At 60.9% G+C, this 22,770-nt stretch carries 23 protein-coding genes; 17 read left to right on the top strand and 6 right to left on the bottom strand.

Going from position 1 to position 22,770, the window contains the following annotated elements:
- Positions 1-62 precede the first annotated feature (62 nt).
- Positions 63-845 carry an enoyl-CoA hydratase-related protein gene (locus CFA77_RS14515; protein WP_206991301.1) on the bottom strand — a complete coding sequence of 261 codons (783 nt, stop codon included), beginning with the start codon at positions 843-845 and terminating at the stop codon, positions 63-65.
- 260 nt (positions 846-1,105) lie between these two features.
- On the opposite strand from CFA77_RS14515, the gene CFA77_RS14510 reads away from it, so the two are divergent.
- From CFA77_RS14510 to CFA77_RS14475, 8 genes are all read left to right on the top strand, one after another.
- Positions 1,106-2,470, top strand: coding sequence for an AarF/ABC1/UbiB kinase family protein (locus CFA77_RS14510; RefSeq protein ID WP_206991300.1), 1,365 nt, complete (start codon positions 1,106-1,108; stop codon positions 2,468-2,470).
- 60 nt (positions 2,471-2,530) lie between these two features.
- Positions 2,531-3,004, top strand: a complete 474-nt coding sequence (locus CFA77_RS14505) for a PaaI family thioesterase (protein ID WP_206991299.1) — start codon at positions 2,531-2,533, stop codon at positions 3,002-3,004.
- A 262-nt stretch (positions 3,005-3,266) separates the two neighbouring features.
- Complete coding sequence (gene hisS / locus CFA77_RS14500) at positions 3,267-4,751, top strand: histidine--tRNA ligase (RefSeq protein ID WP_371822993.1); 1,485 nt, start codon at positions 3,267-3,269, stop codon at positions 4,749-4,751.
- A complete protein-coding gene (locus CFA77_RS14495; RefSeq protein ID WP_206991297.1) occupies positions 4,748-5,878 on the top strand; it encodes an ATP phosphoribosyltransferase regulatory subunit in 1,131 nt (376 codons plus the stop codon). Before hisS ends, CFA77_RS14495 begins: the two co-directional genes overlap by 4 nt.
- Complete coding sequence (hisG, locus tag CFA77_RS14490) at positions 5,875-6,609, top strand: ATP phosphoribosyltransferase (RefSeq protein WP_051607414.1); 735 nt, start codon at positions 5,875-5,877, stop codon at positions 6,607-6,609. The genes CFA77_RS14495 and hisG overlap by 4 nt, the downstream gene beginning before the upstream one ends.
- A 396-nt stretch (positions 6,610-7,005) precedes the next feature.
- The gene (locus CFA77_RS14485) at positions 7,006-8,193 is read left to right on the top strand and encodes an aspartate aminotransferase family protein (RefSeq protein WP_206991296.1); all 1,188 of its coding nucleotides are present in this window, start codon (positions 7,006-7,008) and stop codon (positions 8,191-8,193) included.
- On the top strand, positions 8,181-9,398 hold the full coding sequence (locus CFA77_RS14480) for a S41 family peptidase (RefSeq protein WP_206991295.1): 1,218 nt from the start codon (positions 8,181-8,183) through the stop codon (positions 9,396-9,398). The genes CFA77_RS14485 and CFA77_RS14480 overlap by 13 nt, the downstream gene beginning before the upstream one ends.
- A gap of 37 nt (positions 9,399-9,435) precedes the next feature.
- Positions 9,436-10,266, top strand: a complete 831-nt coding sequence (locus CFA77_RS14475; RefSeq protein WP_206991294.1) for a carbon-nitrogen hydrolase family protein — start codon at positions 9,436-9,438, stop codon at positions 10,264-10,266.
- A gap of 3 nt (positions 10,267-10,269) precedes the next feature.
- On the opposite strand, the gene nspC is transcribed toward CFA77_RS14475, so the two are convergent.
- The gene (gene nspC, locus CFA77_RS14470; protein WP_206991293.1) at positions 10,270-11,415 is read right to left on the bottom strand and encodes a carboxynorspermidine decarboxylase; all 1,146 of its coding nucleotides are present in this window, start codon (positions 11,413-11,415) and stop codon (positions 10,270-10,272) included.
- Between the two features lie 118 nt (positions 11,416-11,533).
- Between nspC and CFA77_RS14465 the strand changes: the two genes are divergently transcribed.
- Positions 11,534-12,079 carry a GNAT family N-acetyltransferase gene (locus CFA77_RS14465; protein ID WP_206991292.1) on the top strand — a complete coding sequence of 182 codons (546 nt, stop codon included), beginning with the start codon at positions 11,534-11,536 and terminating at the stop codon, positions 12,077-12,079.
- Here CFA77_RS14465 and CFA77_RS14460 read toward each other — a convergent pair.
- Both CFA77_RS14460 and CFA77_RS14455 read right to left on the bottom strand, forming a co-directional pair.
- Positions 12,076-13,290, bottom strand: a complete 1,215-nt coding sequence (locus CFA77_RS14460) for a saccharopine dehydrogenase family protein (RefSeq protein ID WP_206991291.1) — start codon at positions 13,288-13,290, stop codon at positions 12,076-12,078. The genes CFA77_RS14465 and CFA77_RS14460 overlap by 4 nt on opposite strands.
- A gap of 179 nt (positions 13,291-13,469) precedes the next feature.
- Positions 13,470-13,661 carry a hypothetical protein gene (locus tag CFA77_RS14455; protein ID WP_034810573.1) on the bottom strand — a complete coding sequence of 64 codons (192 nt, stop codon included), beginning with the start codon at positions 13,659-13,661 and terminating at the stop codon, positions 13,470-13,472.
- Positions 13,662-13,853: 192 nt separating this feature from the next.
- Between CFA77_RS14455 and argF the strand changes: the two genes are divergently transcribed.
- The gene (gene argF, locus CFA77_RS14450) at positions 13,854-14,792 is read left to right on the top strand and encodes an ornithine carbamoyltransferase (protein ID WP_206991290.1); all 939 of its coding nucleotides are present in this window, start codon (positions 13,854-13,856) and stop codon (positions 14,790-14,792) included.
- A 3-nt stretch (positions 14,793-14,795) separates the two neighbouring features.
- Here the strand turns inward: argF and CFA77_RS14445 are convergent, their stop codons facing one another.
- Positions 14,796-16,103, bottom strand: a complete 1,308-nt coding sequence (locus CFA77_RS14445; protein ID WP_206991289.1) for an MFS transporter — start codon at positions 16,101-16,103, stop codon at positions 14,796-14,798.
- 103 nt (positions 16,104-16,206) lie between these two features.
- Here CFA77_RS14445 and CFA77_RS14440 point away from each other — a divergent pair, with 103 nt between their 5' ends.
- From CFA77_RS14440 to CFA77_RS17225, 4 genes are all read left to right on the top strand, one after another.
- A complete protein-coding gene (locus CFA77_RS14440; protein ID WP_206991288.1) occupies positions 16,207-17,142 on the top strand; it encodes a radical SAM protein in 936 nt (311 codons plus the stop codon).
- A gap of 79 nt (positions 17,143-17,221) precedes the next feature.
- Entirely contained in the window at positions 17,222-18,154 is a 933-nt protein-coding gene (locus CFA77_RS14435; protein ID WP_206991287.1) for an Hsp33 family molecular chaperone HslO, read from the top strand.
- A 99-nt stretch (positions 18,155-18,253) separates the two neighbouring features.
- Positions 18,254-18,904, top strand: a complete 651-nt coding sequence (locus tag CFA77_RS14430; protein WP_206991286.1) for a CDP-alcohol phosphatidyltransferase family protein — start codon at positions 18,254-18,256, stop codon at positions 18,902-18,904.
- A gap of 232 nt (positions 18,905-19,136) precedes the next feature.
- The gene (locus CFA77_RS17225) at positions 19,137-19,259 is read left to right on the top strand and encodes a hypothetical protein (RefSeq protein WP_256434935.1); all 123 of its coding nucleotides are present in this window, start codon (positions 19,137-19,139) and stop codon (positions 19,257-19,259) included.
- A 2-nt stretch (positions 19,260-19,261) separates the two neighbouring features.
- On the opposite strand, the gene CFA77_RS14425 is transcribed toward CFA77_RS17225, so the two are convergent.
- Positions 19,262-19,735 carry an NUDIX domain-containing protein gene (locus CFA77_RS14425; protein WP_206991285.1) on the bottom strand — a complete coding sequence of 158 codons (474 nt, stop codon included), beginning with the start codon at positions 19,733-19,735 and terminating at the stop codon, positions 19,262-19,264.
- 261 nt (positions 19,736-19,996) lie between these two features.
- Here CFA77_RS14425 and CFA77_RS14420 point away from each other — a divergent pair, with 261 nt between their 5' ends.
- From CFA77_RS14420 to CFA77_RS14410, 3 genes are read left to right on the top strand one after another with little or no spacing between them, the layout of a single operon-like run.
- On the top strand, positions 19,997-20,986 hold the full coding sequence (locus CFA77_RS14420) for a calcium/sodium antiporter (protein ID WP_206991284.1): 990 nt from the start codon (positions 19,997-19,999) through the stop codon (positions 20,984-20,986).
- Positions 20,983-21,735, top strand: coding sequence for an SDR family oxidoreductase (locus CFA77_RS14415; RefSeq protein WP_206991283.1), 753 nt, complete (start codon positions 20,983-20,985; stop codon positions 21,733-21,735). The genes CFA77_RS14420 and CFA77_RS14415 overlap by 4 nt, the downstream gene beginning before the upstream one ends.
- Positions 21,735-22,757 (top strand): low specificity L-threonine aldolase, encoded by a 1,023-nt coding sequence (locus CFA77_RS14410; protein WP_206991282.1) that lies wholly within the window; start codon positions 21,735-21,737, stop codon positions 22,755-22,757. Before CFA77_RS14415 ends, CFA77_RS14410 begins: the two co-directional genes overlap by 1 nt.
- Positions 22,758-22,770: the final 13 nt, after the last annotated feature.

The raw sequence follows: 22,770 nt of genomic DNA, 5'->3' as shown, positions 1-22,770 counted from the left end.
GGCGTCAACCGCGCAATTGAGGCTGGTTGCAGGAAATAGCAGGTGGGCCGGGGCTTTCAGCATCATTTGTCTTTGAAATGAGCGGAGCGTTTCTCGACATAGGCGGCCATGCCCTCTTTCTGATCATCCGTGGAGAACAGGGACTGAAACATGCGGCGTTCAAACTGGATGCCTTGCGAAAGCGGAGTCTCATAGGCCACTTTGATGGCTTCCTTGGTCAGCATGGCGGCCGCCAGAGGCATGGATGCGATCGTGCGGGCGAGTTCCCGCGCAGCATCCATAAGGTCGTCGGCAGGGACGACCCGGCTGACAAGGCCACAACGCTCGGCTTCCTCAGCCTCCATCATGCGACCAGTCAGGCAGAGTTCCATCGTCTTGGATTTACCTATCACGCGGGCCAGACGCTGTGTGCCGCCGGCGCCCGGCATGACGCCGAGGCGCACTTCCGGCTGTCCGAACCTGGCGGTATCCGCTGCCAATATGATGTCGCACATCAGGGCCAGTTCGCATCCCCCGCCAATGGCATAGCCGGAAACGGCGGCCACAATGGGTTTGCGGGCGCGAGCTGCGCGTTCCCAGTTCCGGCTGATGAAATCTTCATAATAGGACTCAGGATAGGTTTTTTCCTGAATTTCCTTGATATCTGCGCCACCCGAAAAGGCTTTCTTGCCGCCCGTCAGGATGATGCAGCCAATGTCCGGATCGGCTTCAAATCGATCCAGCGCATCTGTCAGCTCATTCATCATCTCTTCGCAGAGGGCGTTCAGGCTCTCGGCGCGATTGAGCGTGATCACGGCGAAGCCGGCTTCCAGGTCAATCTCGGTGAGAAGCGTTTTGTAAGACATTCATTAAATCCTGCTCGTCGCGGTGTGGCGCTGGCAATTTGATCTGCAGCAGCCTTTAACTTTCGGGACACTCTACATTCGGCTGCCCGGGGCCGGCAAAATCTGGAGGGCGATGCGCTTTTTCTGTTGCGGATCAATTCGCGAAGGCGGGCCTATACCGCGAACATGACGCATTTGTCATCCATTGCGAGTCATATGGCGGGAAAGGGCGACAATATATGCGATTGGTTGTTTTCAAGGCAGCACCCTATATCCCACCCATGACGGACGACACACAAACACCCCGTGACCCGGAGCGCAACCGCTTGTCGGGCCGGATTGCGCGCAGCGCACGGGTTGGTGCCAACCTGTCTGGCGCGGGTCTAACCTTCGCCACGCAAAGCTTGTTCGGGGGGGATCAGGGAGATGAAAAGATTGCCCGTGCGCTGGCCGCTGCGCTCGGTAAGTCCAAAGGTCCGCTGATGAAGGTGGCCCAGATGGTGTCGACCATTCCGGATTTCCTGCCGCCCGAATATGCCGCCGAACTCAGCCAGCTGCAGGCTGAAGCCCCTGCCATGGGATGGCCTTTCGTGAAACGCCGGATGCGCGCTGAACTGGGCGCCGACTGGCAGGAAAAGTTCGGCGCGTTCGAAAAGGAGGCCTCGCATGCCGCCTCGCTTGGCCAGGTCCATGGCGCGACCCTGCATGACGGGCGCCGGGTCGCCTGCAAGCTGCAGTATCCTGATATGGCCAGCGCGGTGGAATCCGATATTGGCCAGCTCAAGACCATGCTTGGCCTGTTCAAGCGGATGGATGGCTCTATCGACCCGAGCGCGATGGTGGTCGAAATCACCGACCGCCTCCGTGAAGAGCTCGATTATGCGCGCGAGGCCAAGCATATGGCGCTCTATGCGAACATGCTGGCCGATCGTGATTTCGTCACTGTGCCGGATCCTGTGCCCGAACTGTCCACCGACCGGTTGCTGACCATGAGCTGGGTATCCGGCAAGCGGCTGGATGCGTTTGAGGATGCCCCGCAGGAGGTGCGCAACCGGATTGCGGAAATGTTGTTCTGGACATGGTGGGGGCCGTTCAACTCCCATGCCGTGATCCATGGGGACCCGCACCTCGGCAATTACCAGGTGACCGGGGAGGGGACCGGGCTGAATCTGCTCGATTTCGGCTGCATCCGTATCTTCCCGCCGGAGTTCGTTAGCGGCGTGGTCGATCTCTATCGCGCGATCCTGGCGGACGATTTCGATGCGGCCTATGCCGCCTATGAGAAATGGGGCTTCAGCGGCTTGTCCCGCGAGCTGGTCGAAGTGCTGAATATCTGGGCGCGCTTTATATATGGACCACTGTTGGACGACCGCGTGCGTTCAGTCGCAGACGGTGTGACGCCCGGCGAGTATGGCCGCAAGGAAGCCTTTGCCGTTCGCAAGCTGCTCAAGGAAAAGGGCCCCGTTAAGATCCCACGCGAATTCGTCTTCATGGACCGGGCCGCTATCGGATTGGGCGCAGCCTACCTCCGCCTTGGAGCAGAATTGAATTTCTATCGCCTCTTCAATGAAAGCCTCGAAGGCTTCGATATTGAGAAGGTCGCCGCGCGGCAGGCTGAGGCCAAGGCTGCTGTTGGGCTCGACTGACCCAAAGGAAGTTTGTCTCGCCTCTGGCACTCTCAGGCAGGAGGCGCTAATCCGACTCCCATGAGCGACGATCTTACCAGAAACCAGACTTTCGACACGCCTGAAGGCTATTCCATCCTGCCATGGCATCGCGGCTTTGGCCGCCAGATTGGGCCCCTCTTCGAGAAGCGGGACGAGACCGGCCTGACGCGTGCCTTCAGGGTCGAGGAATACCATACCAACGGCATGATGAACGCGCATGGCGGCATGATGATGACCTTTGCCGACATGGCCTGGGGCGCTGCGGTCGAAAAGGATGAAGACACGTGGTGGGTCACGGTCCGTCTGATGTGCGATTTCCTCTCCGGCGCGTCGATGGGCAGCTTCGTCGAGGGCAAGGCCGAAGTTGTCGGTCGTCAGGGCGACATCTTCACGGTCGAAGGCCGCATCTGGACGGGCGACAAATTGCTGATGCGGGGCACGGGCATCTTCAAGGTGATCGAGCGCCGCGACGGCCAGCAGAAGCCCTTCAAGCGTGCCAGCCAGGACGCCTGACCGCCTGGCCAATGGTTGACTCCGGCCGGGTGGCTGCGTATCCGGCGACGCAATGAACATCGCACTGCACCACCATCACCATCATTCGTGACGCGCCGACGAGGCGCGAACCGGTCCGGCTGCGCCTCCTGAAAGTGTTCATTCTTCCGAACCAGACCAGATGAGGCAGGCCGCGCCCGGTCCGCGCTGCGCCGACGTGTTGCCTTTCCAATCTGTGCGTCTCCGTCTATGCGGAGCGCGTCGGCAACCAGGACCTGAGACGATCATGAGCGACAAGGACACACCGCCCCTCACCGGCAAGGATATTGCCCGCAAGCCGCGCGGCTTTCCGGACAAGCGCGAGAGCCTGATCCATGCTCAGGCCGGGCTGGTCGAGACGATCACCGGCGTCTACCGCCAATGGGGCTTCGAGGCGTTGGAAACCAGCGCCTTTGAGTATGCCGACGCGCTTGGCAAGTTCTTGCCAGATGATGACCGACCGAATGCCGGCGTGTTTGCCATTCAGGATGATGACGAGCAGTGGATGTCGCTACGCTATGATTTGACCGCACCGCTGGCCCGGTTCGTGGCCGAGGCGGGTCAGTCGCTGGGCAAGCCGTTCCGTCGCTATGCCGCCGGTCCGGTCTGGCGGAATGAAAAGCCGGGTCCCGGCCGGTTCCGTGAATTCTGGCAGTGCGATGCCGACACGATTGGCGCGCCGGGCTATCATGCCGATGCCGAGATGATCGCCATGGGCGCCGAAGCGCTGCGCGCGGTTGGCATGGCACCGGGCGAGTTCGTGATCCGCGTGAACACGCGCCGCTTGCTCAATGGCGTGCTTGATGGAGTCGGCGCGACAAGCGCGGACACGCGCCTCGCGATCCTGCGCGCGCTGGATAAGCTGGACCGTCTTGGCGCCGAGGGCGTCGCGGACCTGCTCGGCGCAGGCCGTATGGATGAGAGCGGGGATTATACAAAAGGGGCGGGACTCGGCGCCTCAGAAGTAACCCGCGTACTCGCCTTCGCTCAGGCGGGGGCCGACACGCGCGCTGAAACGCTGGCCAATCTCGTCAAGGCGACGGGGGATACCGAAGAGGGCAAGGCTGGCCTCGTTGAACTCGAAGCCATCGCAAAAGCACTGGAAGCGCTCGGCGCGCCGGAAGGCGATGTCGTGATCGATCCATCCGTTGTGCGCGGCCTCGAATATTATACCGGTCCTGTCTATGAGGCGGAACTGCTCCGCGAGGTGACCGGCGAAGACGGCAAGACCTATCGCATCGGCTCCATCGGAGGCGGCGGTCGCTATGACGACCTGGTTGCGCGCTTTACCGGCGAAACAGTTCCGGCCACCGGTTTCTCTATTGGCATTTCCCGTCTCGCGGCGGCGATGCAGATCATGGGCGAGACCGAAAAGCTCGATGGGCCGGTCGTCGTGCTGAATTTCGACAAGGAAGACCCGACCAGCGCCTTGCAGCTCGCAACCGAACTGCGCCGGGCTGGTATCCGGGCCGAGGCCTATATGGGTGCATCCGGCATGCGGCCGCAGATGAAATATGCTGACCGCCGGTCATCGCCTGCTGTCGTCATGGTGGGAGAGGACGAGCTGGCCAAAGGCACGGTCACGATCAAGGACCTTGAAATGGGCGCGCTCAAGGCGAAAGCCATCAAGTCCAACGAAGAATACCGGGAAGCCCGTCCAGGTCAGTTCGAAGTGCCCCGCGCCGAAATGGTCGAAGCTATTCGCAAGATCACCGAGGCCCAGAAATGACGCACGAGACTCTCGCCGCTGCAGCACGCGGCGTTTTCGAGGCAACGGGCGCCGAACCGGTAGACCCGGCCTATATCCTGCCGTCTGATATCCCGCTGGAGCTCTCCGGCGAAGCGGTGCGGGCACGTCTCTGTGTGTTCTCCGATCATCGCGGCAATGAAATGGTCATGCGGCCAGACCTCACCCTGCCGGTGGCGGGGCAGGAGGCGGACAGGCGCGCTGCGGGTGGCGACGGAGCCAAGGCCTACACTTATGCCGCGCGGGCCTTCCGACTGCCGGCCTCTGCTGGCGACCCGATGGAATTCACCCAGGTCGGCTTTGAATGGTTCGGCAAGGAAAGCGGCGCAGATGCGGACGCTGAAGCTTTTGCGCTGGTACGCGAAGCCGTTGCCGCTTGCGATGTGTCGCCCACGGCGACTGAAATGGGCGACCTCTCGATTTTTCCAACCTTTGTGGACGCGCTTGGTCTTGCGCGTATCACGACAGACCTTTTGAAGCGGGCCTTCCGCCAGGAGGGCGGGGTCAGCGAGCTGCTCGATGCTGCGCCTCAACCGCCGGCGTCAGACCTTCAGCCCGTTCTGGATGCAGGCGGCGCGAAGGCGGCGGAAGACGCATTTTTGAAAGTTCTGAGTGATCGCGGCATTCCGATGATCGGTACCCGCAGCGTTGCCGAAATCGTCGCGGGTCTGCGCGGAAAGGCGGCGGTGCATGCCGCAGGTGGTGTGCCGGAGGCGGCGCGGGCAGCGCTGTCTGACCTTGCCGGTGTGAACTGCCCTGCAGGGGAGGCGGCTGACGTGCTTGCCACCATCAGTGACAAACACGGGCTCGCGGCCATATCCTCCGTAATCGAACGGGTTGCCCGCCGAATGGAGGCGATCCTGTCTGCAGTGCCGGGCGTCGCCAGCGAGGCGCGCTTCCGGTCCGGCTTCGGTCGGCGGTTTACGTATTATGATGGCTTTGTCTTCGAATCGTTCGGTGAGAATTTGACCTCCCGCCAGCCGCTCGCCTCGGGCGGGCGCTATGATGGCCTGATCGAAGGCCTGTCCCGGTCCAGGGCCTCGGCGTCAGGTATTGGCGGCGTGGTCCGGCCAGATCGCATCCTGCGTGCAAAAGGAGAGGCGGCATGAGCGTTCTGTCACTTGCGATCCCCTCCAAGGGACGGTTGAAGGAGAAATCCGAGGAGTGGCTGAAAGCCCGTGGATTTGAAGTGCGCCAGATTGGTGGCGAGCGCGGCTACCAGGCGGAAATCTCGGGATTGGGCGAAGTCGATATGCGGCTTCTCTCCGCGCGCGAGATCGCACAGGGGCTGATCGATGGCAGTATCCATGCGGGCGTGACGGGTGAAGATTTGTTGCAGGACCTCGCGCCGACGGGGCCAGAGGATTTCCATGTGTTGGAACGACTCGGCTTTGGTGGTGCAGATGTGATCGTCGCCGTGCCGCAGGCCTGGATTGATGTGGACACGATGTCTGATCTGGAAGCTGCCGGGGCTGCATTCCGCAAGGCGCATCATCGCCGTCTCAGGGTAGCCACCAAATATATGCGGCTGACACGGCGCTTCTTCGCCGCCAAGTCCGTGGGTGAATATCGGCTCGTCGAAAGCGCGGGGGCAACCGAAGCAGCGCCGGCCACTGGCGCAGCGGACGTGATTGTCGACATCACTTCGACCGGCGCGACGCTCAAGGCGAACGGGCTCAAAATTGTTTCAGATGGAATAATATTGAAAAGCGAGGCCGTTCTGGCGGTGTCTGCAAATTCGTCATGGAGTCAGGCTGCTCTGAAGTCCCTGTCACTATTGGGCGGTGCAGCAAATGTTGAAGAATTGCTCATATTGAAAAATTTGAATTCACAATCTTGACACACGCAATAAAGCGCGGCCATATGACACGGCAAGTTTCTGGGAGGAAACGCTGCAAACGGTGGAAGGCGCGGAAGCTGGTGGAAGCTCTCCGCGCCTTTTTTCATTTCCGAAAAAATTCAGGTCCACCAGGACGGTCCGGAGCAACGGCTCAGGTGAGGTAGGGGGCGTTTTGGACATCACCCCGGTCCGTCTTGGCTTCCTGATTATCAATAAGGGATTATCGATAAACGTCAATCATAATTATCGTTTTTCGATTAAACTTTTTTCATGATGCGGATCAGTACAGCTTAATCGTCAGCTTGTAGCGGGCGTGCACCAGCCCGTGAGTTGACTTCGCCCATCGGCGCGGCCAAGCGTGGACCAAACAGGATTTTGCGCACGCAAGGAGTTATCATGAGCGATCCGCGCCAGCACATCATGCCGGTCTACAGGCCGCCAGAGCAGGTTTTCGAGAAGGGGGAGGGCGTCTGCCTCTTCACCGAGGACGGCACGCGATATCTCGATTTCATCGCCGGCATCGCCGTGAACGCGCTGGGCCACGCTCATCCCGCCATGGTCGAGGCCCTGCAGGAGCAGGCCGGCAAGCTGTGGCACACTTCCAACATGTTCCGCGTGCGCGGCGCCGAAGAACTGTCCGACAAGATCTGCCGCGATACATTCGCTGACCGCGTCTTCTTCACCAATTCCGGCACCGAAGCCGTCGAATGCGCCATCAAGTCCGCCCGCAAATACCACTGGGCGAATGGCAATGAAGCGCGCATCGACATCATTACGTTCACCGGTGCATTCCACGGTCGCTCGCTCGGCGCGATCAATGCCGGTGGCAATCCGAAATATCTCGAAGGCTTTGGTCCGAAATTGCCGGGCTTTGTGCACCTTGAATGGGGCGACCATGACGCTTTGAAGACGGCAGCGGCCCAGCCGACCACAGCTGCCATTTTCGTTGAGCCTGTCCAGGGTGAGGGTGGCGTACGTGCCATGCCCGACGCCTGTCTGATCGGGCTGCGTGAGCTTTGCGACGAGCACGGCATCCTGCTGATCTATGATGAAGTCCAGTGCGGCATGGGCCGGACAGGAAAACTGTTCGCTCACGAATGGGTTGAAGGCGCCGCGCCGGATATCCTGTGCTCGGCCAAGGGCATTGGCGGCGGTTTCCCTTTTGGCGCCTGCCTGACGACCGAAGCGGTCGGCGAACATATGCAGCCCGGCAGCCATGGATCGACCTATGGCGGCAACCCGCTCGCCATGGCGGTCGGCAATGTCGTCTGGGACATCATTTCCAGCGAAGACTTCCTGGCTGAAGTGCGCCGGGTCTCCGGCACACTGGCGCAGGGCCTGAAAAGCCTTGCTGACAGCCATCCGGACAAGGTCGAAGCGGTGACCGGCAAAGGGCTGCTCACCGGTCTCAAGATGAAGTCCGATCCGAAGAGCCTGCAAGGCGTCTGCCGTGACAAGAACCTCCTGGTCGGTGTGGCCGGGAACATGGTCCTGCGTCTCGCGCCGCCACTTGTCATCACGGATGATAATGTGCGTGAAGCCACCGGCATCATCGACGCTGCGCTGTCAGAATGGGAAGGCTGAAGCCAAAATATCTCCTGGCGGCCCTATTGGTGTCAGGGTGTACGCCCGATGCCCCTGTGACCGACCTGTCGCAGGAAACTCTGGCTGATGCAGCAGAGCTCTGTGAGCTCGTCCGTACCGACTATGCCTATTACCCGGACCGGCAGGAAAATTGGGAGGCCGCATGTGCAGGCTTCGCCGGCATGCTCGGCCCCGTCACGACTAAGCCGGAACAATTGCGCGCGCTCGAAACACTGGTCGATGCGCTTTACGATCCACATGCGACGTTCGGTACGCATTCCGGCATGTCGCCGCGTGTCGTGCCGTCAGGGTCCGACTATTGGCTCGAAGGTGACCGCGTCACGGCTGTGCGGCCGGGCAGCGCCGCGGCGCGAGCGGGTCTCGTAGTGGGTGACCAGATTGTCGCCATCAATGGTCGCCCACTGGCCGATGCGATAGTTACGCGCCTCCACCCCAAGAATGCTTCCTCTAGCGAGACCCAGAAGGCCTGGGCGCTGAACGCGGCGGCGGCGGGCTACCGCGATGAGCCCCGCTCGGTGACCATCTCGCGCATTTCCGAGTCTGAGACGCTGTCTCTTGATGGCTATGTCACTGACGCGCAGCAGGTGCCGCTGTCGTCCCGGATTCTGGACGGGAATGTCGCGTATATCCGCCTGCATGACTCGCTCGGGGATTCGCGGACGGTCGCCGCCTTCGATGCCGCGATGGACACGATGCGAGAGGCAAATTCATGGATCGTCGATCTGCGCGACACACCCGGCGGTGGCGACACGAACGTGGCAGAACCCATACTGGGCCGCTTCCTGTCGAAGGCGGCGGAATATCAACAAATCCGTCCGACGGACGCGCCGGAATGGGTGAAGACCGCAGAGCCCCATGGAGACTGGACGGCGAAAGGCCCGGTTGCTGTTCTGGTCGGTCGCTGGACAGGCAGCATGGGCGAAGGGCTGGCCATTGGCTTTGACGGCATCGAGCGGGGCGAGGTGTTTGGCAGCGACATGGCGCGCCTGGCTGGAGGCGTTGAAGATTACCGGCTCAGCCAGACCGGCTTCCCCATCCGCCTACCCGCTTACGACCTTGCCCATTTGAATGGTACGCCGCGCCATGAATGGTCTCCGCCCTATCAGGTTGTGGCCGATAATGGCGACGGACCTGACCTTGCGCTAGCAGCCGCACTCGACTGGTTCGGCAGGCTAGAGGATTGAGGCTGGCATGGCTGCGCGGCTGCGTTAGAATGAACATATGAGCAAAGTAAGAGTTGCCGGTGTCCAGATGCGGTCTGGGGTGGAGATCGCACCTAATATTGCTGCGGCTTCCGGCCTGATCCGCGATGCGGCGCGGCAGGGCGCGCAACTGGTGGCAACCCCGGAGATGACGAACCTGCTGGACATACGTCCCGGCAAGGCACGGCCAAAGATTGTTCCGGAGGCGGATGACCAGACGCTCGGGGCAATGCGCGGGCTGGCGGCTGAGCTTGGCATCTGGGTGCTGATCGGCTCGATCGCCGTGACTCTCGAAGGCGAGGACCGGCTGGCCAATCGGTCTGTCCTGATCGCGCCGGATGGCAGCGTCCGGGCCCGCTATGACAAGATCCACATGTTCGATGTCGAAGTGGGCGACGGGCAGAGCTATCGCGAAAGCCGCGCCTACCGGCCGGGCGAGCGCGCCGTGCTGGCGGAGACCGAGTTCGGCAAGCTGGGGATGACCATCTGCTATGATGTTCGCTTCCCGCATCTCTATCGCAAGCTTGCGCAGGCGGGCGCAGGCATCCTGACGATCCCGGCAGCGTTCACGCGCGTGACGGGCAAGGCGCACTGGCATGTCCTCGTCCGGGCGCGCGCCATCGAGACCGGCAGCTTCGTCATCGCCCCCGCGCAGGGCGGCAAGCATGAAGACGGCCGCGAGACCTTCGGCCACTCTCTGATCGTCTCCCCCTGGGGCGAGGTGTTGGCGGAGAAGGCGGATGATGAACCGGGTGTGATCCTTGCCGATCTGGATCTGGACGCTGTGGCGAAAGCGCGGCGCCGCATTCCCTCGCTCGGGAATGATCAGGACATTCGCTTCAAGGACTGACGATCAGCGTCCCAGACGCCGACGGAATTCCTCATAGCCGAAATCGGACAGGCTCTCGATGATGCCGTCTTCCCAGCGGACCGCCAGATTTGCCAGCGGCGTGCCGTTGAACGTGTTCGTCTTGACGAAGGAATAATGCATCTGGTCGGTGAAGATGATCGTGTCGCCAGGCTTCAGGGGCGCGTCAAAGGAGTATTCGCCGATCACGTCACCCGTCATGCAGGTCTTGCCGCCGAAACGATAGGTGTGTGCCTTCTGGCCGGGCTGGCCCGCGCCGATCACGTCCGGCCGGTAGGGCACTTCCAGCACGTCCGGCATATGGGTCGAGGCGGAGGCATCGAGAATCGCCAGATCCACCTCGTTCCAGTGCAGCGCCAGCACGGTCGCATACAGCTCGCCCGTGTTCACGACGAGGCCCGCGCCCGGCTCCAGCACGACTTCCACGCCAAAGCGCGTCTTGAACGCTTTGATGGCCGCGATCAGCGCGTCGACGTCATAGCCTTCCTTGTTCAGGAAATGGCCACCGCCGAAATTCACCGTGTTCACCTGCTCGATATACTGGCCGAAATTGTCGGCGACGAATTCGATCAGGCCGACCGAGCCCTCGTGCAGGCTCTCGCACAGGGCGTGGACATGGAAGATGTCGATGCCGGACCAGTCGACCTGGTCGAGCTTTGACGGCACTTCGCCAAACCGGCTGCCTGGTGCGCACGGATTGTAGAGGTCGCCGCCCACGGTTGCATTGGAATAGCCGGGATTGACGCGCAGGCCGATCTTGGCGCCGCCGTCACGGGCAATGTCGCCAAAGCGCTCCAGTTGTTCGAGGGAATTGAAATAGATGTGTTCGGCCACCTCGGTCAGGCGGCGCACTTCGGCTTCGGTATAGGCCGGGGAATAGACATGAACTTCCTTGCCGAAGCTTTCATGCCCCATAATGGCTTCCTGCTCGCCGCTGGCTGTGGTGCCGTCGAGATAATCGGTCATCAACGGGAAGGCCGCCGGCAGCGAGAAGGCCTTGGTCGCCAGCAAGATCTTGCACCCGACCGCCTCGCGCACGCGCTGGGCCGTTTCCAGATTTGCGCGCAGGCGCGCCGCGTCCAGCACGAAGACGGGCGTCGGGATATGATCGGGCAGGGCGGGTGGGGTCATGGTGTCTGGTCCTTGGGTGCCCGCTTATGCCTCATCAACGGGCCTTGAGCGAACATTATTAGCGGCGCGCACGTTCCGGCTTTTGCGGAGTGTGCAGCGCAGATAGGATGCGGGTCGAATGACGGTAACATCTTCCCTGTATATGCGAGTCGCCACGCTGGACGACATTCCGGCGATTGAGGCGCTGATGGCGGAGTCCATGGCGCGACTCCTGCCACACTTCCTTGATTCAAAACAGGTCGAGCGCTCCAGCGAGAGCATGGGTGTCGATACGCTGCTTGTCGCGGATGGCACCTATTTTCTCGTCTTCGAGGGCGACGCGCTGGCCGGATGCGGGGGCTGGTCGCGGCGGCGCACGCTTTATGGCGGCAACACGACCGCCGGCCGGGACGATTCCCCGGCGGACCCCAAGGCCGAGCCGGCCAAGATTCGCGCCATGTATACCCATCCGGATTTCGTCCGGCGCGGCATTGGCCGCATGTTGCTCGACGCCAGCGAAGCTGCCGCGCGGGCCGAAGGGTTCTCTGCCATGGAGATGGGCTCAACCGCGACCGGCGTGCCACTCTATGAGGCGTGCGGCTATCGGCTCGTCGAAGACCTCTCCAGGCCCAGCGAGGATGGCACCATCGTGCCGATCCTGCGCATGAGGAAAGAGCTGGCCTAGGTCTCCACCGCGAACAAGTCTTCCTGATCACCACCATCAACGTCGATGACATGCCAGGGCAGGCCGCGTTTGGCGACGTCTTCGAGGAAGGGCTTGGACGGGAATTGCTCGACATTGAATACGCCGTGGCCGGACCATTCCCCGCGGAAGAACATCGCCGCGCCTGAAACGGGCGGCACGCCGGTCGTATAGGAAACGGCCTGCGCGGAGACCTCTTCATTGGTCTTGGCATGGTCGGACACGTTGTAGATCATCTTTGCCTGTGGCTGGCCGTCCTTTGTGCCCCGCACGATCACGCCAATGCTGGTCTTGCCGGTATAGCCTTCGGCCAGGGATGACGGGACGGGCAGGAGGTCCTTCAGGAACTCCATCGGGATGATGTCCATGCCCTTGTGCTTGATCGGTTCGAGGCCGATCAGGCCGATCGATTTGAACACTTCGAGGTGCTTGATATAGGCTTCGCCAAAGGTCATCCAGAAACGGATCTGTTTCAGGCCCTTGATGTGCTTGACGAGGCTTTCCTCTTCCTCGTGATAGATCAGGTAGGAAGCTTTCGGGCCGACTTCCGGATAGTCGATCATCGTCTTGATCGACAGGGCAGGGATTTCCACCCACTCGCCGTCCTTCCAGTATTTGCCGTCCTGGGTCACTTCGCGGAGATTGATTTCCGGGTTGAAGTTCGTGGCGAAGGTCTTGCCATGATCGCCGGCATTGCAGTCGACAATGTCGATATACTCGATCTCGTCGAACAGGAATTCCTGCGCATAGGCGCAATAGATATTCGTCACGCCCGGATCGAAGCCGCAGCCGAGAATGGCCGTGATGCCCTTGTCCTTGAACTTGTCCTGATAGGCCCACTGCCAGGAATATTCGAACTTCGCGACATCGCGCGGCTCGTAGTTCGCCGTGTCCATATAATTGCAGCCCGTTTCCAGGCAGGCATCCATGATCGGCAGGTCCTGATAAGGCAGGGCCATGTTGATCAGCAGATCCGGCTTCACCTTGTTGATGAGCGCGACGACCTCCGCAACATTGTCGGCGTCGACCTGGCTGATCTCGATCGGTGTCTGGCACAGCTTGGCGACCTTCTCGCAGCTTTCCAGTCGGCGCGAGGCAAGGTGGATATGCTTGAACGTGTCGCGGTCCATGGCGCATTTCTGCGCGACGACGGATCCGGCGGCACCGGCACCGATGATGAGAACATTGTCCATGAGTGATGAAGCTCCCTGGCTGGATGGGCACTGATGTGCCCGTGACATAGGGCAATCACGTCATCTTCGCCAGTATCGATCTGCGGGGGAGTTTCGGAAAGGAATTGCCGCAACGCAGGTGAGCGTATGGGAGGAAACGAGGTGGGCAAAACCTCGCCCTGCGTTGCGGCAAAGGGGTATCAGGCAGCGCGCCGGGGCGTATCCAGGCGGGATATTTCTTCGCTCAACCATGTGTAGTGCTGCTCCACACGATTGATCATCGTGTCGGTAGTGTCCGGGCGGCAAGTCAGCTCGTTTCGCCAGGCTTCCAGAACCGTCATCTGGCTCTTCAGCCAGCAAAGCATAGCGGTATCATCAATTGGCAGACACATGGGGCGCTCCTGTTGATTTGCGACTCGTTCTCAACTTATGTATTTCATGCCTGTCGGATGTTTGCAAGTCATTCTCAATTAGAATTTATTCATCTTGTCCAAAAGCTGGTGCAATCGCCCGGCCTGACTGGAATAATTGTCTGAAACAGGCTATCTGCCCCGCTTTCCCGCCCGCCTCAGGAGTATCTCCGGATGACAAGCTCAACCGCCCCGCGCCATTTCATCGACCTCTGGCATCTGGAGTCCGCCGAACTGCGCGAGATCCTGGATATGGCTCATGTGATGAAGAAAGCACGTGCGGGTTGGCCAAAGGGACGGGTGGACACGGGGGCCCCGCTGGAAGGCCATACGCTGGCAATGGTCTTCGAGAAATCCTCAACCCGGACGCGCTTTTCCTTCGACATGGCGATGCGCCAGCTGGGCGGCTCGTCGATCACCGCGACATCAAATGACATGCAGCTGGGACGGGGTGAAACGGTGGAAGACACTGCGCGCGTCCTGTCGCGCTTCGTCGATGCGGTGATGATCCGCGCCAATGATCATTCCGATGTCGAGACCTTTGCCGAGCATGCCACCGTGCCGGTCATCAACGGCCTGACAGATCGTTCACATCCCTGCCAGATCATGGCGGACCTCCAGACACTGGAAGAGCATGGCTTCACACTTGAAGGTGCGCGGCTGGCCTGGGTTGGCGATGGCAACAACGTTTGCGCCAGCCTGATCCATGCCGCGCCGAAGTTTGGCTATTCTCTCGCCATTGGCACGCCTGCGCGCTTCGCGCCGGATGATGAGGATATTGAAATCGCCCGCGACCTGCAGGGCCGGATCGACCTCTATGAAACTGCGGAAGAAGCCGTGGCCGGCGCCGACGTCGTGATTGCCGACACATTTGTCTCCATGGGCGATGCAGACGCTGAACGCCGCCTTGAAATTCTTGAGCCATATGCGGTGACCGAAGAATTGATGGAGATGGCCGCTGGCGGTGCGAAATTCCTGCATTGTCTGCCAGCGCATCGGGGCGAAGAGGTCGACGCCGAAGTCATTGACGGGCCACAGAGCCTTGTCTTTGACGAGGCCGAGAACCGCATGCACGCCCAGAAGGCCATCCTGCGCTGGTGCCTCGATAAATAGGCGTCAGCGCTCCTGCACTTCCTCAAGACCCATGGCGACCGGAATGGCGAGCGCGCTCATAACGGCGAGCAAGCCGAGGACCGCTGCTTCTCCTGCCATGTGCGCAACGATGCTGAACCCGCCACCTAGAATGAGCAGCGTGCCGATGATCGTGTTGGAAAGGGCGGTATAGGCCGCACGGTTGTCCTGGCTCGCCATATCCACCAGATGCGTGGAACGACCAAGGCGCACGCCCTGATAGGCTATCATCAAAACGAACAGAACAAGCGGGAGTGCCCAGACATCCTGCAGTCGCCCCGCCGCATTCAGGCCGAGTGTCGTCAACAGGGCAAGCGTTGCTGCGGCCGCTGTCAGGATCAGCACTTTCCGGCTCGACCGGTCAGCAAGCCGGCCCCAGACATAGGAGCTGAGCAGGCCTGCGCCCGCAGATGCAATAACGAGCAAGCCGAGTCCCCCAAGCATTTGGTCAGCTTCTTTGTTCCTTGCGCCCATCGCGACCATGAAGGGCGGAGCAAGTGCAGTTGAGATCAACAGGCCACGGGCCAGGATGAAACGGCGCAACTGCTGGTCTTCAGCGAGCAGCTTGAAGTTGTCCCGGAAGGATTCGATGGGGTTGCCTCCGCCTTCGGTCGATCCCGGTTCTTCTTCCAATGTCATGAAAAGCGCTGCGCCCGTCATCCAGAGCCCACCCGCGAGCAACAGCCCGCCAATCACGAGGCTCATCCGGTCGACCCAACCGACGGCCAGGAGCGCGCCATAGATCAGGACCGCTGCAGCGCCGACCGTGCTGGCCGCGCCGGTTGCTGTTCCGCGTCGGGATTTGGAGACCGTCTTGCCCAGAACGTCCTTGTAGGTGACCGAGCAGACCGACCGCGCGAGCGCGAGAACCGCCAGCGCGCCAAGGATGGCGTAACCCGCCGCCTTACCCTCCAGGAAAAACGCTGCGAGCCCCATACTGGCCGCTGACAATCCCTGGACTGCCGAGCCGACTGACCAGGCCCACTTGCGCTGGGGCAGGCGGCGCAGCGCGGCGGCCGTGAACAATTGCGGCAACAGCGCTCCCGCCTCGCGTATGGGGACAAGCAGGCCGATCATCCAGCCCGGTGCGCCCAGCGTGGTCATCAACCAGCTCAATACAAGCTTGGGGTCGATCAGCCCATCCGAGATCTTGCTGGTCGACAGGCTGGCAACATGGGTGAAGAAATTGCCGGCCTCTTCGCGACAGGCGCTGTCGGGAATGTCTCTGCACACCCGGCCATCATCGCCTGAGGTGAGCATTTCGAACACTTGCTGCTGGGTGGTTTCAGACATGACGGCCAAACTAGCGCTCACGACGAGTACGGCAATCTTCACGTTAGGGTGTGCTGCTGCAAAACCGCTGGAAGCGCCGCCGGATCGCGCTAAACGTAGATGAATGGCCGATAGTGATTATACCCCGACGAAATTTTCTGACCCGAACGTGACGGCGAAGGGCGAGACCCGCGCCAGCGTCGGATGGACGGGCTTGAAGACGCTCTGGTTGAACACCGGAACGCTGTGCAACATTGAATGCACCAATTGCTACATTCAAAGTTCACCCCGCAATGACCGACTGGTTTATCTCAGCCGATCTGATGTGCGGCAGTTCCTCGACGAGATCGACCAGCCCATCGAGATCGGCATTACGGGCGGCGAGCCCTTCATGTGCCCGGATATTCTCCACATCATGGAAGACGTTTTGTCGGATGGGCATAGCCTGCTCCTGCTGACCAATGCCATGCGCCCGATGATGCGGCCGCGCATCCAGCAGGGTCTAGACCGGCTGGCGGCGCACTATGGCGAACGGATGGTGCTGCGTGTCTCGCTGGATTCCCATGATCCGGCCATTCATGACGCTGAACGCGGAGAAGGGGCCTTCGAAGAGGCCTGCAAGGGCCTGAAATGGTTGGGAGAACGCGCCGTACAGGTGGCCATTGCCGGACGTCAGGCCCTCAATGAGGATGATGCCGAGGCCCGCGCAGCTTATGGCGCGCTTGCTGGCGCACTGGGTCTGTCGATAGATCCCACCAATACAAAGCAACTCGTCCTGTTCCCTGAAATGATCGCCCGGGACGACCCACCAGAAATCACTACGGATTGCTGGGGCATTCTGAACAAGTCCCCTGACGACATCATGTGCGCCAACCAGCGCATGGTGATCCGCCGCAAGGGTGCCGGCAGGGCGACCGTGACAGCCTGCACGCTATTGGTGGACGATCCGACCTTCGAACTGGGCGCCACACTTGCCGAGGCGACAGCCAATCCGGTCAAGCTGAACCATCCCTGGTGCGCCAGCTTCTGCGTGCTCGGCGGAGGTAGCTGCTCGGCCTGATCCCCCGTCTAACAGGTGGCCCTCTTGCGATAGGCGCATGCCGCTGCCACATGGGGGCACCTAATCGAGGTATTCTCCCATGACCGACGCTGCTTACGCCGTCACCGACTTTGTCACGAATTTCCAGATCGTGGACCGTCCCATTCGCGGGCGTGCCGTTCGTATGGGCGAGGGCAGCCTGTCGGGCATCCTGCAACGGCATGACTATCCGAAGAATTTGGCGCGCATCCTTGGCGAAGCCGTGACGCTTGCGACGCTGGTAGGCGCGTCGCTGAAATTCGAGGGGCGTCTGCTGGTTCAGGCCGAAGGTGATGGTCCCGTGTCGATGCTGGTCGGTGAGTACCGCTCTGATGGCGGTGTGCGCGGCTATGCCAAATTTGATGCCGAAGCCTGGGCGCAACTGGACAAGGTGAACAAGGGCGACGCTCCGCACATGCCTCAACTGTTCGGCCCGAGCGGGCGTCTGGCCCTGATCATCATCCAGGACAATCCGGCGATCCAGCCCTATCAGGGAATCGTGCCTCTTTCGAAAGGGACTCTGAGTGAATGCGCTGAGGACTATTTCGAGATGTCGGAACAGGTGCCGACGCGCCTCAAACTGTCGGTCGCCGAACTGGACCGGAAAGACGGGCATCCGGTTTGGGTGTCTGGCGGCATGATGGTGCAGAGGATTGCGGCAGATGATGCGCGCGGAGAGACCGAAGAGCCTTGGTGTGAAGCCGAGGCCCTGTTTGCCACGCTGACCGATGCCGAACTGGCCGATCCGGACCTTCCAATGGAAGAACTGCTCTATCGCCTGTTCCACGAACAGGGTGTGACGATGGAAACGCCACAAGCGCTGGATGACCGGTGCACCTGTAATCAGGAGCGCCTCGTTGAGACTCTGAAACAGATGCCGGACGAGTCCCTGCGTGAGATGACCGAAGAAGATGGTACGCTGGGTATCGACTGCCAGTTCTGCAATCGCCATTACGACGTCGCGATCGAGGATGTAACCGGCGATACCAACTAATGAGACTTTCGCCTCTCAACCTGTAGGGCGGGGGGGAGGCGAGAGGCTCCACAGTTTCATGATTGCGCGGGCGCGCGGGCGCTGGCACAGGTGACAGCCATGAATTTCAAATGGCTCCCCAATGCGTTGACCATCGCCCGCTGTGTGTTTGCCGGGTTTGTGCTGGTCGGTTTCTGGCAGGCTATGCGCCTCAGCCCGTTGCCGAATGGACTTGATGCCGACGCCGTGTCCCGGCAGATCACGCTGCAACAGCTCTGGTTCCAGTTTGCCTTCCTTGCTTTCCTGGCCGGGGCAATCACGGATTTCCTGGATGGCTGGCTTGCCCGCAAGCTGGACGCGCACAGTCGGTTCGGGGTCTGGCTGGACCCCATCGCCGACAAGTTGCTGATCGCGGCGGCCCTGCTGGGTCTGGGGCTGAAATTCCAGACCTGGCTAATCTATGTGCCGGCGGCCATGATTATTGCACGCGATGTGTTTATGACCTGGTTCCGCGCCACGCCGCGCGGACGCTCTGCCATCGTGCCCTCTAATCTGGCGAAGTGGAAAACAGGGTTTGAGATGGCGGCGATCATCGGCCTTATGTTGCCGCTGGCTGTCTTGCGCCCGGATGCCGGGGGCGAAGTCTCCACGGGAACGTCAGTCTTGGCGATTGTGGCCACGGTCGCCGTTGTCGGACTGCTCTGGACGGCGGCGGTTCTGTCCTGGTGGACGGCCGGACAATATATGAGAGCAGCCGGCCGGGTGAAATAGAACGCTGGCCCCAAGGGGCAGAGCCAGCGTTCCGCATTTCAATTCGCGAGCGCAAGGATGAGGGGCAACCTTGGCGCCCGGAAGGGCCGTTCATGCGATGGGGCGTGTCTGCTTTCGTGTCCCACCACGCATTTACAATCATCCGCGATGGCAAAAGTTCCGTTAAAACTTGTGGCACCAATGGGGCAGCAAAATCACGAACTTTCCGGCGAATGGCCCGCATTGAGACTTAATGACGGCAGACAAGGAGTGGATGAGATCACGCACCACTCCCACGACCCGTCTGGTCATTGTCGCGCTGGCGGCGCTGATGTTCCTGTGCCTGCCAGCCTTCCTCGCAATGGCGGGTGCCTGAACTCAGCGTTTTAAGCCGGTCCAATACGGGCTGAGGGGTGCTTTCCCGTAGAATTCTACCAGTCTCTGGCGCGTCCCGTTGGTTGTTCCGTCAGGCAAGTCATCCGGCGAGCACCATCGCGTTTCGGCAATCTCGGCGACTGCCGTTGCCTTGCCTTGCGTCCATATTCCCGAAGGAATGTGATAGAGCAGGACATGGTCATTCGGGAAAGATGCGTGATTGGAGAACATCCCGACCAGGCTCGGGGTCCCGTTCAGCAGAATGCCGCCTTCTTCCTCCACTTCCCGGCGGAGCGACTCGATGCAGGGCTCGCCCCGCTCCACACCGCCGCCGGGCATGTGCCAGCCTGCAATATACGTGTGACGTACCAGCAGGATCTTTCCGTCTGGATTCTCGACGAGGCCGCGCACGCCCAGAGTCATGGGACGGCGAAGGCGGGCATAGATGTGGAACAACCTGGTTCTGAGGGAAGGCATGCGGTGTCCTGACACTATGGGAGGAGCGCGTCCAATATGAAAAATTACGCAAAGAGAGGCCAAACTTCCTGCCGTTTGAGGCTCGCCAAGCCGTGCAACGCACGCTATTAGCGGTGCAAAGCATGGAAATGCTCAAGAAAACAACAGCGAGACGGCACCATGATCCATCCTTCTCTGATCGCCATTGCCTCCATAGTGGTCGTGTTCGGCATCCTGAATTTCATTGAATACAAGCGCCTCGACTAGAAGCGAGCCTGGCGAATGCCTGAATTAACCCTGATCGCCGCCCTGATCGGGGGGCTTGTTATTATGGCGTTTGCGGGGGATTTCCTGGTAAACGGCGCGGTTGCCGTTGCCCGACGCCTTGGCGTTTCTCCCCTGATTGCCGGTATCTTCATTGTCGGTTTCGGCACGTCGGCCCCTGAAATGGTCGTTTCGCTGAATGCGGCTCTGGAAGACCGGGCCGGTCTCGCGTTGGGCAATATTGTCGGCTCCAACATTGCCAACATCTTTCTCGTCCTGGGGATTCCGGCGCTGATCATGCCGTTCGTGGCCGGTGGTCACGGGCAGGGCCGCGCGCTGACGGCGATGCTCGTTGCCACAGCCGTCTGGATCCTGCTGACCGGAATGGGCCCCCTGACTGTATTAGGCGGTATTCTGTTCCTGGCCATTCTGATCGCTTATTGTGTTGTCACTTTCTACATGGCGCGCAAGGCCGTTGCGACGGGCGAAGATCCCGGCGTGGAACTGGAAGAGGCGCCAAAACTCAGCCTGCCGCGCTCTCTGGCCTATATCGTTCTCGGCATTGGTGGCCTCGTGCTGGGTGCGCACCTGATCATTGCCGGCGGCGTTGGAATCGCCGAGTTCTACCACGTGCCGCAGGAATGGATCGGCCTGACCTTGCTGGCGATCGGGACCTCCCTGCCGGAGATCGGCGCGGCCATTGCCGCCGCCCTGCGCCGCCATGGCGAGGTCGCTATCGGCAACGTACTAGGCTCCAATGTTTTCAACATCCTCGGGGCGGGCGGCATCATCTCGCTCTTCGGGCCGATTGAGATTGCACCGACTTTCACCCATTATGACCACTGGGTCATGGCCTTTGCCGCGCTGTTGATTGGTGGGTTCATCCTGACCCGCGCGCGGCTTGGTCGCCTGATGGGGATATTGATGCTGCTGATCTATGCGGTCTACATCTACGGACTGGTGAACGGGTTCGACATATTGGGCCTGTTCCTGACCCCTCCGGCATGAGGCCGGGCGCGGCGCTTGTCACCGGCGCGGGCGCGCGAGTGGGGCGGGCCATGGCCGAAGCGCTGGGCGCAGATGGCTGGCAGGTCATCGTCCATTACAATTCCTCCGCTGATGGCGCCGAAGAGACCGCCAAGGCCATTCGTGCGGCAGGTGGCGCGGCGATCACGCTTCAGGCCGACCTCTCGGATGAGACTGCAACTGGCGATCTGATCCTGCACGCCGCGGAGAAGCTCGGCCAGCCGGTGACATTGCTGGTCAATTCCGCCTCCGTTTTCGATGAAGACACGGTTTCCAGCCATACGCGCGAGAGCTGGGACACGCACATGAACGCAAATCTGCGCGCGCCGGTCCACCTGGCGCAGGCCTTTGCCGATGCGCTGCCGAAAGGGGAGAAGGGGCTGGTCGTGAACATGATTGACCAGCGGGTCTGGAAACTGACACCGAACTTCTTCACCTACACGCTTTCCAAGGCCGCGCTCTGGCAGGCAACGCAGACCTTGGCGCAAGCTCTCGCGCCGGATATTCGCGTCAATGGCATCGGGCCAGGGCCGACGCTGCGGTCTAAACACCAAAGCGAAGAAGAGTTCGCTGCCGAGAAAGCCGCGACTTTGACCCAGGAAGGCTCCAGCCCGGAAGAGATCATCAAGGCTTTGCGCTATTTCATTTCCGCCAACAGCGTGACCGGCCAGATGATCGCCAGTGATGGTGGCCAGCATCTGATGTGGCAGACTCCGGACACGCAAATCTGATGAATTTCTCTTCCGACACATCCGCGCCAGCCCATCCGAATGTGCTGAAGGCGCTCGCCGCCGCGAATACGGGACTGGAGGCGAGTTACGGGAATGACGCCGTCACGCAGCGTTTGCGTCCCATACTGGCGGATGTGTTCAGTACGGATGATTTCGACTATTGGCTGACCGCCTCCGGCACAGCGTCGAACGCCTTGGCACTGTCCTGCTTTTGTCCGCCTACCGGCGCTGTGCTTTGCCATGCCGGGGCGCATATCGCCGTGGACGAGCGCGGCGCGCCGGAATTTTTCTCTGGCGGTGGTAAGTTGCATTTGTTGCGGGGGCCAGATGGAAAGATCGGCGCGGCGCAACTGGACGAGGCACTGGCTCGCATCAATCATGATTTCGTGCATGAGACGCCGGCGCATGTCCTTTCACTGACGAATTTAACGGAGAACGGCACAGCTTACAGCGTCGCGGAAGTTTCAGACTATGCCGCAAAGGCGCATGCGACGGGTTTGGTGGTTCATCTGGACGGCGCGCGGCTGGGAAATGCGTTGGTCGCGACCGGGGCCAGTGCAGCCGAGATAAGCTGGAAGGCAGGCGTCGATGTGCTCACCTTCGGCTTGACCAAGACCGGCGCGATGGGCTGTGAGGTCATTCTGCTGTTCGGCGAGGCGCGGCAGAAGAAACGTGAACTCGAAGCGCGCGCCAAGCGCTCCGGCCACATGCCGCCCAAGATGCGTTATCTGGCTGCGCAGGCCGAAGCGATGCTGGCGGATCGGCTGTGGCTAGACCTTGCGACGCATGCGAACGAGATGGCGCGGCGCATGGCTGAGGGCTTGCGGCGGCAAGGCGTGGACTTGGCTTTCGAGCCACAAGGCAACGAAGTCTTCGCGCTGCTAAGCGAGGCGCAAGTCTCGGTACTCCACAATGCAGGTGCGGTGTTTTATCCCTGGATGGGCGGCAGCCAGCGGCTGGTCTGTTCCTGGGCCACAACGCCTGAGGAAGTTGATGCCTTCCTTGGTGTGCTGAAGGGCTGAAGGCGGACCTGTT

Origin of the sequence: Hyphomonas sp. KY3 (genome assembly GCF_017309975.1) — a bacterium.
Lineage (GTDB): Bacteria > Pseudomonadota > Alphaproteobacteria > Caulobacterales > Hyphomonadaceae > Hyphomonas.
Note: the sequence above shows the minus strand (reverse complement) of the source record. Positions and strands in the feature narration are given on the sequence as shown.